Here is a 10,540-nt window from a genome sequence, read left to right on the forward strand (position 1 = left end):
GTCAACGAGGAAAGGAACCGCCCGATGACCGAACCCGTTCCCTCGTCGGTGTGGACACGGCCGCGCCCCGAACCGCGCCGGCGCGCGCCCGGGGTGGACCAGTACGTGGCCGCGGCGATGGCCGTCGCGGACGCGGAGGGGTTGGCGGCGGTGTCGATGCGGCGGGTCGCGGGCGATCTCGGCTCCGGGACCGCCTCGCTCTACCGGTACATCACCAACCGCGACGAGCTGGTGGACCTGATGATCGACGCGGCGCAGGGCGAGGATCCGCTGCCCGAGTCCGCCGGGGACTGGCGTGCCGACCTGGGGGCGGTCGCGCACGCGTTGCGCGCGACACTGCTGCGGCACCCGTGGCTCGCGGGTGAACTGGCGGGAAGGCCCGCGCTCGGCCCCAACTCGTTGCGGCGGTCCGAGTCCGCGCTGCGTGCCGCCGTCGCGCTCACGCCCGACATCACCCTGGCCTCGCGGGCGCTCGGCGCCGTGCACGCGTACGTGCTGGGTTCGGTCGCCGCCCAGCAGGCCCTTCTGCGCGCGGAGCAGCGCACCGGCCTCACCGAGGAGGAGTGGCAGCGCAGCGTCGGTCCCTACATCAGCGAGGTCCTCGCGGCGGGTGAGCACCCGATGCTCGCCCGCCGCGTCCTCGAAGCCGAGGAACCCGACCCCGACGTCGATTTCGCGTTCGGCCTGGACTGCGTGCTCGACGGGCTCGCGGCCCGGCTGGGTCGCTGAGCGGTCAGTGGGCCTTCAGCGCCTCGAACATGTGCTCCAGGAACCTCGGCACGTCAACGGTTTCCGCCACCTTCACCGGCACGCGCCCCGCGCCTGCCGTGGTGGCGATGTAGGCGTCACTGGCGATCAGGCGCTGGTCGGAGACCACCTGGCCGCGGGTGTGGGTGCCGGAGAGCTCGATGGCGAGCGGCATCTCCCGGTACGTGGCGAGCTTCGGCTCGAGCAGCAGCGCGGCCGCGAGCGGGTCGTGCAGCGTGCACGTGTGCGTGCCGAACATCTGCGAGTAGAAACCCGCGTAGTGGTCGAGCAACCGGTTCGCGAACACCGCGCGCGGGCTGTCGAGCGCGCCGACCGCGGTCAGCCACTCCCCGCCCGCCCGCGCCTGTTCCGTCGCGTCGAGACCGACGAGGGTCATGTCGGGGAACCCCGCCCCGAGCACGAGATCCGCGGCCTCCGGGTCGTGGAAGAAATTTGCGTCCGCGTACGGCGTGATGTTTCCGGGCACGGTGACCGCGCCACCCATGACGACCACGGAACGTAACAACTTGGGTAAGTCGGGTTCGAGCAGCACGGCGAGCGCGATGTTGGTGAGCGGCCCGAGCGCGAGCAGCGTCAGCTCGCCGGGATGCGCACGCGCGAGCCGGACGAGTTGCTCGGCCGCCGACTCCGACACCACGGTCCCGCTCGGCTCAGGACCCGCGTGACCTCCCAGTCCGTCCACGCCGTGCACGAACTCCGCGGTCTGCAGCGGCTGGGCGAGCGGCCGGGCGGCCCCGACCGCCACCGGCGCGGTCAGCCCGCACAACTCCATCACCCGCAGTGCGTTCCGCGCCGCCAACGGGGCGGAAACATTGCCGTGGACACTACCCACAGCGACGATCTCCGCGTCCTCCTGGGCCGCGAGATACATGATCGCGAGGGCGTCGTCAACCCCCGGATCGGTGTCGAGAATGATGCGCACGCTGTGGCACTCAACCAGACAACCCGGCGGTAAAGCCAGACCGGGGTGGTCAAGATCGGCACCTGGGTAGGGTCGATCCGTGCGCGTGTGTGTTTTCTGCGGATCATCACCAGGCAAGGGCCCGGCCTACCAGGCCGCGGCGAAGCGGGTGGGCGAGGTGTTCGCCGAGCGGGGCATCGAGCTCGTCTACGGCGGCGCGAGTGTCGGCACGATGGGTGTGGTCGCCGACACGGTGCTCGAGCACGGCGGCAAGGTCCACGGCGTCATCCCCCAGAGCCTCGTCGACCGGGAGGTCGCCCACCCGGGGCTCACGACGCTGAAGGTCGTCGCCGACCTGCACGAGCGCAAGGCGGCGATGTCGGAGCTGGCCGACGGCTACCTCACGCTGCCCGGCGGCGCCGGCACGCTCGAGGAGCTGTTCGAGGTGTTCACGTGGGCGCAGCTCGGACTGCACGACAAGCCGATCGCCCTGCTCGACGTGGGTGGTTACTACCAGCCGATGTTGAGATTTCTCGAGAACATGTCCGCCGAGGGCTTCCTTGCGGACGACTTTCGGGGGATGCTCATCGTCACCACCGAGGTCACCGAGGCGCTCGATCGGTTCGTCGACTACCGCCCGCCCCGGACAAAGTGGACATGAGATCACTGCGAGTGATCACCCAGTGCGTACCGTGACTCCCCCATTCGGTGTTTCCTGAAACCCTCAACATGTCAACACTGTGCAACCGCCACGTGACTCCCCATAGTTGGCGGTAACGGCCGGTGAGGGGTGTTGACAATGCGTCCATTGGGGACACCGGTCGGGGACACCAGTCACGGGTGCGACTGACAGGGGAGACGGCATGCACACGGCCAGGGCGGGAACCGGCGGAGGCGCGGACCACGCGGACCACTCCGACCGGCACGAGCACGTGGACATCGTGGCGCCGAGGTCGGGGGACCGGCCGCTGCAGTCCGTCACCGCCGCCGCACACCACCGCCGCTGCGACTCGTGTGGCCAGCTGCTGACCGATCCGCCCACCGGGCTGATCGAGCGCTGGCACTGGGACGAGGTCGCGGCCGAGACCGTCGCGCAGTCGCGAGTCCTCGGCGAGTCGATCGCGCTGATCATGATCGACCTGGACCGCTTCAAGGACGTCAACGACAGCTACGGGCACCTCGCCGGGGACGCGGTGCTGCGCGGTGTCGCGGACGTCATCCGGGACTGCACCCGCGAGGGCGACCTCGCCTGCCGCTACGGCGGCTCGGCCGGTGACGAGTTCCTGGTGCTGCTGCCCGCGTCCGAGCTGGACGCCGCGCTCGCGGTCGCGGAGCGCATCCGCGCCGGCATCACGGGCATGTCGGTGACCGCGAAGGTGACCCGCGACCTGACGACCACCATCGAGGGCCAGACCGCGTCGATCGGCGTGGCCACCTACGGTCTCGGCGACCTGGTCGAGCTGGACCTCGAGGACCTGATGCTGGACGCGGACGTGTCGCTGCGCGCGGCAAAGCGCCACGGCCGGGACCGCATCTGTGTGGCCAACATGGACGTGAGCGCCACGGCCGAGTCGGCCAGCCAGGCCACCAAGCGGATGGCCACCTGGGCCCGTTTCCGTCGCCTCAGGTCGGTCTGAGCGAACCTGCGAGCGGAGCGAGCCAGATCAGCACGGTAAGTTCGGGGCCGTGCTGGTTGTCGGATTTCCCACGGGTGCGTTCCAGGCCAACTGTTATCTCGTCGCGGCGGGTGAGGGCGAGCCGTGCGTGATCGTCGACCCGGGACAGGACGCGGTCGAACCGGTCGCCGAGGCACTGCGCAAGTACCGGCTCTCACCGGTGGCGGCACTGCTGACGCACGGCCACTTCGACCACGTCTTCTCGGTCACCCCGATCTGCGACGGCAACGACATCGCCGCCTGGATCCACCCGGAAGACCGCACGATGCTCAGCGACCCCATGAAGGGGCTGAGTGACCAGAGCTCCGCGTTCTTCGGCGGCAAGCTCGAGATGCGGGAGCCGGCCGAGGTGCGGGAGCTGACCGACGGCGCGGAACTCGACCTCGCGGGCCTCACGCTGACCGTGGACCACACGCCGGGCCACACGCGTGGCTCGGTCGTGTTCCACACCGCGCTGGACGAGGGTGGCCGCGTCATGTTCGCGGGCGACACGCTCTTCGCCGGGTCGATCGGCCGCACCGACCTGCCCGGCGGTGACATGCGGACGATGACCGAGACGCTCCGCACGAAGATCCTCCCGCTCGCCGACGACACCGTGGTGCTGCCCGGGCACGGCGGCAGCACCACGATCGGGCGGGAACGCGCGAGCAACCCGTTCCTCCTCGAGCTGGACCCCACCGCGGCAGGCCCGGCGCGGGGCATCTGAGGTGCACGGAGACAACGGCGAACCCGTCCCGCTCGACCTCGCGGAACTGTCCAGCGCCCGGCGGCGCGGCTGTGTGTCCTTCGGCGTCGCGCTCGTGTTCGGCGCGGCGATCGGCGGCATCGTGGCCCTCTTCGCGGGCCAGACCGCCGCGTTGGTCACCGCCGCCGTGGTGGTCGTGCTGCTGACGCTCCTCGCGTGGGTGTCCGGCAGGCGCAAGCTCACGCTCGAGGGCGACCGCGTGGTGTCGAAGGCGGTCGGCCGCAAGTCGGTCGACCTGGTGCACGTCGACAAGATCGAGCTGATGGTGACCGACATCCGCGGCACCAGGACGGTCGGGCTGCTGCTCACCGGCGGTCGCAAGTCGATCAACCTGGCGCTGGCCGTCTACTCCGGCGCCGGCGGGCGCGAGCTGGGCATCCTCGTGCTGCGCAGGCTCGCCGACGTGCTGGCCCGCAGCGAGAACACGTCCGGGCTGGTGTACTCCCAGCTCCTGGTGGCCCAGCTGCGGGCGGAGGCCAAGGGGGACGTGGCCGCCGACCGGCCGCTGTACCGCCTCGCGACCCTGGCGCAGGGCGGCAGGCTCGCCCAGCGCATCAAGCCGGAGGCGGTGACTCGCTTCGTCGCGAGTCTCGACTGACCGGCCGGGGTGCCGGCGCGGCCCTGCGCCGCTCCCCGTCAGGCACGCGGTCACCCGGCACGCGGTCATCCGCCCGCCGCCTCGGCTCCGCGGACTCTCGCCGCGGTTCCGCCGGGTCCCGCCTGGTGCGGGTCCGGTCCGCGGGTCGTTCGCGGTCCTGGCGTTGCTTCTCGTCCGGCCGCGGCCTGCGCCGCACGGGCGTCTCGGCAGGCTTCTCCTGCCAGGCGACCGCGGCCGCGAGCGCGGTGGTCACCGGTACCGCGGCGACGATGCCGATGCTCCCGACCAGCGTCCGCACGATCTCCTGCGCGATCGACTGCGACGTCACGATGTTGCCGATGCCGACCCCGGACACCGACGAGTACAGCAGCAGCGGCAGCGCGGCACCCGCGTAGGCCATGACGAGCGTGTTCACCGCCGACGCCACGTGGTCGCGCCCGATCCGCAGCGCCGACGCGTACAGCTCGCGCCGCGACAGCGACGGGTTCGCCGCCCGCAGCTCCCACACGGCGCTGGTCTGCGTCACGGTCACGTCGTCGAGCACACCGAGCGCGCCGATCACCACGCCCGCGAGCAGCAGCCCGCGCGTGTCGATGGCGTGGCCCAGCGTCGCGATCAGCGTCGACGCGTCGTCGTCGATGCCCGTGAGCTTGGCGAACGCGGCCCACAGCGCGCCGAGCAGCCCGATCAGCGCGAGGCTGATCATCGTGCCGAGCACGGCGGTCGACGTCCGCGCGGACAGCCCGTGCGTCAGGTACAGGACCACGAACATGATCACGCCCGCGCCGACGATCGCCACCAGCAGCGGGCTCTCCCCGCTGATGATCGCGGGCAGCACGAAGAACACGAGCACCAGGAAGCTGATGACGAGCGCGCCGAGCGCCTTGAGCCCCTGCCACCGCCCGAGCACCAGCACCGCGACCGCGAACAACGCGGCGAGCAGCGCGAGCGGCACCCCCCGCTGGAAGTCGACCAGCTGGTAGGACTGCCCGTCGGCCGGGTCACCACCGCCGTAGGACAGGACGACCTCGTCGTCGACCGTGAACCGCGGCGTGGACGGTTCGATCGGGATGATCGTGCGGATCTGCTGCTCGGGCGCGGGCCCGTCGGTCATCCGGACGTCGACGACGAGACAGCGGTCGCCGTCCTCCTCCTGCGCACCGACCTGCACCTCGCCGTTGCACGCGCCGGTGGCCGTGGCCGTGATGACGCCCTGCACCGGGGTGCCGCCGCCCGAGTTCGTCTCCGGCGACGCGCCGAACGGGTACAGCAGCACGACGCCGACGGCCGCGGCGAGCGCGAACGGGATCAGCAGCGCCGTGATGACCGTGCGCACGCGGTGGGACGCGGGCGGGGCGGGGGTGTGGCCGTGACCGTGACCGCGACTGCGACCGTCACCGTGACCGGCCGAGGATGGCTCGTCCCCTGAGGGCTCCGCGTCCGGTTCCTCCCGGCGTCGGCGCGTCGGCCCGGGGTCGGTGACCCGGGGGATCGGTTCGGTCTCGCCCTCGTACACCCGCGCAGTCTCTCAGGCCGTCAGCGGATCGTTGAACCGGAAGTGCCGGGCGAGCAGGTCGTCGCACGCGGAGACCGCCTGCCGCAGCCGTGCCGCCGGGTCGCCGGTGACCTTCACCCACGGCACCCCGCGCCCGGCGAGCAACTCCTCGAACCGCGCGGTCATCCACTCCCGCCGGTGCTCGCCGTCGCGCCACCCGTCCTGCTCGAACGGCACGCCTGCGTGGTCGGTGAGCAGGTACAGCGCGGGCCGGCGTGCGGACGTCACGTCCGGGTGGGCGGCGCCGAGGTAACGCTCGCACCACACGGTCGCGGCCCACGCGTCGTTGTCGCACACGAGCAGCGGCCCGCCCCGCCGGGCCGCGCGGTCCTCCTCCTGTGACTGGCGGCGCGCCACGTCGACGAAGTCGCCGACGGTCCACACCAGGTCGTCGAGCCGCGGCGGCACGCCACCCGCGAGCGCGGTGGCGGCGGTGAACTTGTCCTCGGTGTGCCTGCGCCCCTCCTCGGCGACCCACTCGGCGCGGTAGTGGTCCGCGAGCGCCCTGCTGAGCGTGGTGGTGCCGGTGGACTCGGCGCCGAGCACGACCACCCGCGCGCACAGCCCGGCGCGGGTGGCGGGGGCGAGCTGGTCCCAGTGCCCCGGGGCGTCGGCCCTGATCGCGGTGCCGGACGCGGCCACGACCGTGCGGTCCGGGTCCACGGACACGTGCTTGGCGCCCAGCCTGCTGGCCAGCTCGGCGCCGTAGTCCTCGCTGGAGAACACGACGTCGACCGGGGCGCGGCGGGGGTCGCCATCGCGCATGGCGCGGCGCGCGAGCACCGACTTCACGATGTCGACGTGCAGGTCCCAGATCGCGTCGTCGTGGAAGTCGATGGGGTGGTCGTCGACGTCGCCGATGATCGCGACGCCCTCGTCGGCGGCGTGTTCCTCGGTGAGCCAGGCGACCCGGTCGGCCAGCGGGATCGACTCGACCGAGGCACCGAGCACGGCCACGGTCGTGCGCCCCGCCGCCGCCGCTGCCGCCCGGATCAGCCGGTGGTGGCCTGCGTGCGGCGGGTAGAACTTCCCCAGGACCAGCGCGTGGGAGAACATGCGAGCATCGTCCCGCAGTGGCCGATTCCCGGGTCACGGTGGTGCCCGAACGGGGGAAACCGCTTGCCTTGCGGTATTCACATCCGTCACGTTGCCGTTACGCTGGGGAGCGCCCGGATAGACCGCACGTCTCGCGGGAGGTAACCCATGGACAGCACCGAGCTGGAGGCCTGGACGACTCCGGACTTCGTCGAGTACGAGACGCCGATGGAGGTCACCGCCTACGCCGCGCGTATGGAGGACTGACCCCTGATACTGCCCGGCGCGGCCGTCCTGCTGGGGAGCGACCCCCAAGAGCCCGGTCCCGCGCCGGGCAGTCCTGTCGGAAGGTGACCCGTGATCCGCACCGCTGAGGAGTTCGTCGCCGAACTCCGTGGCCTCTCCCACCGCTACTGGGGCACGCACCCGTTCCACCGGCGCATGCACGCGGGCGAGCTGTCCCGCGCCGAGCTGCGGGCCTGGGCCGCCAACCGCTGGTACTACCAGTGCGTGCTGCCGATGAAGGACGCGGCGATCATCGCCAACTGCCCGCTGCCGGACCTCCGGCGCGCGTGGCTCGACCGCGTCGTCTACCACGACGGCCGCTCCGACGACGACCTCGACAGCGGCCGCGAGCGCTGGCTGCGGCTGTGCGAGGCCGTGGGGCTCACCCGTGCCGAGGTGCTGGACGAACGGCACGTCGTGCCCGGCGTCCGGTTCGCCGTCGACGCGTACGTGAACTTCGCTCGCACCCGGCCGTGGCTGGAGGCGGTCGCGTCCGGGCTCACCGAGATGTTCTCCGGGCACCTCATGCAGCGCCGCGTCACGGACATGCTGACGCGCTACGACTGGATCTCCCGCGACGACCTGGCGTACTTCACCAACCGCATCGAGGCGGTGTCCGGCGAGGGGAAGTCCACGTTGGACATCGTGGTGCGCCACTGCGTCACCGCGGAGCAGCAGGACGCGGCGGTGGCGGCGCTGTCGTTCAAGTGCGACGTCCTGTGGTCGGTGCTGGACGCGATCGAGCGGGCGGCCGATGTCCGGGAAACCTAGGCTGCGCAAGGGAGTGCGGCTCTCCTTCGACAAGACGCGGGACACGCACGTGCTGCTGTTCCCCGAGGGTGTGCTGGTGCCCAACGCGACCGCGGCGGCGGTGCTGGAGCTGTGCGACGGGGAGTCCACGGTGGACGACATCGCCGCCGCGCTCGGCACCCGGTTCCGGGGCGTGCGCGCGCAGGACGTGACCGATGTGCTGACCAGGCTGGCGGACCGGAGGGTCGTGGAATGGACGTGACCGTCGCGCCACCACTCGGCATGCTGGCCGAGCTGACACACCGCTGCCCGCTGCACTGCCCGTACTGCTCCAACCCGGTCGAGCTGACGGCGCGTGCCGACGAGCTGACCACGGGGCAGTGGCTGGACGTGCTGGACGCGGCCAGGGACATCGGCGTGCTGCAGGTGCACCTGTCCGGCGGCGAGCCGCTGGCCCGCCCCGACCTGCCGGAGCTGGTCACCCGGGCCGCTGACCTCGGCTGCTACGTCAACCTCGTCACCAGCGGTCTCGGGCTGACCGAGGAGCGGCTCGCGGACCTCACCGACCGAGGGCTCGCCCACGTGCAGCTGTCCGTGCAGGGCCCGGACGCGGAACGGGCGAACCGCATCGCCGGTGCCCGCGCGCACGAGCACAAGCTCGCCGCCGCGGCACTGGTCAAGGAAGCCGGCCTGCCGCTGACGGTGAACGTGGTGCTGCACAAGGCGAACCACGACGTCGGCGCCCTCATCGCGCTCGCGGAACGGATGGGTGCGGACCGGCTGGAGCTGGCGAACACGCAGTACTACGGCTGGGCGCTGCGCAACCGGGCGGCGCTCATGCCGACGCCAGAACAGCTCGCGGCGGCCGAGCCGGTCGTGCGGGCACAGGCGCGGCGGCTGCGCGGGACGATGGAGATCGTCTACGTCGTGGCCGACTACTACGAGAAGTACCCGAAGCCGTGCATGTACGGGTGGGGCGCACGGCAGCTGACCGTCGCGCCGAACGGGGACGTGCTGCCGTGCCCCGCGGCGTCGGCGATCGCCACGCTGCCGGTGGACAACGTGAAGACGCGGCCGCTGCGGGACATCTGGTACGACTCGGAGTCCTTCAACGCCTACCGAGGCGAGGAGTGGATGCGCGAGCCGTGCCGGACGTGTGACCGCCGGTCGGTCGACTTCGGTGGCTGCCGGTGTCAGGCGTTCCAGCTGCTCGGCGACGCGGCGGCGACGGACCCGGTGTGCTCGCGGTCGCCGGACCGCGGGGTGGTCGACCTGTTGTTGCGGTCGCCGGGGGAGCAGGAGGAGTTCGTCATGCGTGGTCCGGTGGCGGCACGATGAGGGTGGTCGTGCTTGGCACCGCCGCGGGGGGCGGGTTCCCGCAGTGGAACTGCGCGTGCCGGCTGTGCGCGGCGGGCCGCGCTGGGTCGGCGGACGTGCCCGCGCGGACGCAGGACTGCCTCGCCGTGAGCGCGGGCGACGGCTGGTACCTGGTCAACGCGTCACCCGACATCCGCGCCCAGGTCCTGGCGGCGGACGTGCTGGCGCCCGGGCCAGGTCCGCGGGACACGCCGTTGCGGGGCGCGTTGCTGACCGACGCGGAACTGGACCACACGATGGGCCTGCTGATGCTCCGCGAGGGCGGCGGGCTGCGGGTTTTCGCGCCGCGGGCAGTGCTGTCCGCGCTCGAACCGGTCCGGGACACCGTCGCCCGCTACGGGTCGTGGACCTGGTCGTCCACAGTGGACATACCGGGGCTCGCGGTGACGACGTTCGCGGTGAGTGACAAGAAACCCAGGTACGCGGCCGGCTCCACGGCGTCCGGTCCGTGGGTGGTGGCGTACCGCATCACCGACCCGGCGACCGGGGGCGCGCTCGTCTACGCGCCGTGCCTGCGGTCGTGGCTGGACGGGTTCGACGAGTTCGTCGACGGCGCCGCCGGTGTGCTGCTCGACGGCACGTTCTACTCGCCCGCGGAGATGTCGGGTACGGGGACGTCCACCGCGGCCCAGCGCGCGATGGGCCACGTGCCGATCGACGGGCCGGACGGCAGCCTCGTGCGGATCGCGAAGCACTCCGGCATCCGCTGGTGCTACACGCACCTGAACAACACCAACCCGGTGCTGGACCGCCGCTCACCGGAGTACGCGGTCGTGCGGGACGCCGGGGTGGAGGTGCCGCTTGATGGGACGGCATTCGAGGTCTGAGCGGAGCTTGCGGAGCGAGCCAA

General features: G+C 71.9%; 13 protein-coding genes. 10 read left to right on the forward strand and 3 right to left on the reverse strand.

What is annotated here, in order from left to right:
* Positions 1-24: 24 nt before the first annotated feature.
* Positions 25-729: a TetR/AcrR family transcriptional regulator C-terminal domain-containing protein gene (locus FHR82_RS25580; protein WP_221464236.1), complete on the forward strand. Its 705-nt coding sequence runs from the start codon at positions 25-27 to the stop codon at positions 727-729.
* Between the two features lie 4 nt (positions 730-733).
* Here FHR82_RS25580 and FHR82_RS25585 read toward each other — a convergent pair whose 3' ends face one another.
* Positions 734-1,690, reverse strand: a complete 957-nt coding sequence (locus FHR82_RS25585) for a nucleoside hydrolase (protein WP_184813023.1) — start codon at positions 1,688-1,690, stop codon at positions 734-736.
* Positions 1,691-1,769: 79 nt separating this feature from the next.
* Between FHR82_RS25585 and FHR82_RS25590 the strand changes: the two genes are divergently transcribed.
* The 4 genes from FHR82_RS25590 (at position 1,770) to FHR82_RS25605 (ending at position 4,688) form a co-directional block, all read left to right on the forward strand.
* Complete coding sequence (locus FHR82_RS25590) at positions 1,770-2,330, forward strand: LOG family protein (RefSeq protein WP_184813024.1); 561 nt, start codon at positions 1,770-1,772, stop codon at positions 2,328-2,330.
* 202 nt (positions 2,331-2,532) lie between these two features.
* Positions 2,533-3,306, forward strand: coding sequence for a GGDEF domain-containing protein (locus FHR82_RS25595; protein ID WP_184813025.1), 774 nt, complete (start codon positions 2,533-2,535; stop codon positions 3,304-3,306).
* A gap of 49 nt (positions 3,307-3,355) precedes the next feature.
* Positions 3,356-4,051, forward strand: a complete 696-nt coding sequence (locus tag FHR82_RS25600) for an MBL fold metallo-hydrolase (RefSeq protein WP_184813026.1) — start codon at positions 3,356-3,358, stop codon at positions 4,049-4,051.
* 1 nt (position 4,052) lies between these two features.
* Positions 4,053-4,688, forward strand: a complete 636-nt coding sequence (locus FHR82_RS25605; protein WP_184813027.1) for a hypothetical protein — start codon at positions 4,053-4,055, stop codon at positions 4,686-4,688.
* On the opposite strand, the gene FHR82_RS25610 is transcribed toward FHR82_RS25605, so the two are convergent.
* Complete coding sequence (locus tag FHR82_RS25610) at positions 4,645-6,024, reverse strand: YibE/F family protein (RefSeq protein ID WP_376706444.1); 1,380 nt, start codon at positions 6,022-6,024, stop codon at positions 4,645-4,647. The two genes, FHR82_RS25605 and FHR82_RS25610, sit on opposite strands and share 44 nt — an antisense overlap.
* A gap of 192 nt (positions 6,025-6,216) precedes the next feature.
* Positions 6,217-7,299 (reverse strand): AAA family ATPase, encoded by a 1,083-nt coding sequence (locus tag FHR82_RS25615; protein ID WP_184813029.1) that lies wholly within the window; start codon positions 7,297-7,299, stop codon positions 6,217-6,219.
* A gap of 147 nt (positions 7,300-7,446) precedes the next feature.
* Between FHR82_RS25615 and pqqA the strand changes: the two genes are divergently transcribed.
* The 5 genes from pqqA (at position 7,447) to pqqB (ending at position 10,517) form a co-directional block, all read left to right on the forward strand.
* A complete protein-coding gene (gene pqqA / locus FHR82_RS25620) occupies positions 7,447-7,545 on the forward strand; it encodes a pyrroloquinoline quinone precursor peptide PqqA (protein WP_184813030.1) in 99 nt (32 codons plus the stop codon).
* Between the two features lie 90 nt (positions 7,546-7,635).
* Positions 7,636-8,334 carry a pyrroloquinoline-quinone synthase PqqC gene (gene pqqC / locus FHR82_RS25625; protein ID WP_184813031.1) on the forward strand — a complete coding sequence of 233 codons (699 nt, stop codon included), beginning with the start codon at positions 7,636-7,638 and terminating at the stop codon, positions 8,332-8,334.
* The gene (gene pqqD, locus FHR82_RS25630; protein ID WP_184813032.1) at positions 8,318-8,575 is read left to right on the forward strand and encodes a pyrroloquinoline quinone biosynthesis peptide chaperone PqqD; all 258 of its coding nucleotides are present in this window, start codon (positions 8,318-8,320) and stop codon (positions 8,573-8,575) included. Before pqqC ends, pqqD begins: the two co-directional genes overlap by 17 nt.
* A complete protein-coding gene (pqqE, locus tag FHR82_RS25635) occupies positions 8,566-9,651 on the forward strand; it encodes a pyrroloquinoline quinone biosynthesis protein PqqE (protein ID WP_184813033.1) in 1,086 nt (361 codons plus the stop codon). Before pqqD ends, pqqE begins: the two co-directional genes overlap by 10 nt.
* Positions 9,648-10,517, forward strand: coding sequence for a pyrroloquinoline quinone biosynthesis protein PqqB (gene pqqB / locus FHR82_RS25640; protein ID WP_184813034.1), 870 nt, complete (start codon positions 9,648-9,650; stop codon positions 10,515-10,517). Before pqqE ends, pqqB begins: the two co-directional genes overlap by 4 nt.
* The last annotated feature ends 23 nt before the right edge of the window (positions 10,518-10,540 follow it).

The organism is Actinophytocola algeriensis (assembly GCF_014203735.1).
GTDB classification, from domain to species: Bacteria; Actinomycetota; Actinomycetes; order Mycobacteriales; family Pseudonocardiaceae; genus Actinophytocola; species Actinophytocola algeriensis.

Excerpts from the sequence above, each read along its gene's own strand:
- FHR82_RS25580 (WP_221464236.1), top strand. The coding sequence starts at position 25 with ATGACCGAACCCGTTCCCTCGTCGGTGTGGACACGGCCGCGCCCCGAA.
- FHR82_RS25595 (WP_184813025.1), top strand. The coding sequence starts at position 2,533 with ATGCACACGGCCAGGGCGGGAACCGGCGGAGGCGCGGACCACGCGGAC.
- FHR82_RS25615 (WP_184813029.1), bottom strand. The coding sequence starts at position 7,299 with ATGTTCTCCCACGCGCTGGTCCTGGGGAAGTTCTACCCGCCGCACGCA.
- pqqA (WP_184813030.1), top strand. The coding sequence starts at position 7,447 with ATGGACAGCACCGAGCTGGAGGCCTGGACGACTCCGGACTTCGTCGAG.
- pqqD (WP_184813032.1), top strand. The coding sequence starts at position 8,318 with ATGTCCGGGAAACCTAGGCTGCGCAAGGGAGTGCGGCTCTCCTTCGAC.
- pqqE (WP_184813033.1), top strand. The coding sequence starts at position 8,566 with ATGGACGTGACCGTCGCGCCACCACTCGGCATGCTGGCCGAGCTGACA.
- pqqB (WP_184813034.1), top strand. The coding sequence starts at position 9,648 with ATGAGGGTGGTCGTGCTTGGCACCGCCGCGGGGGGCGGGTTCCCGCAG.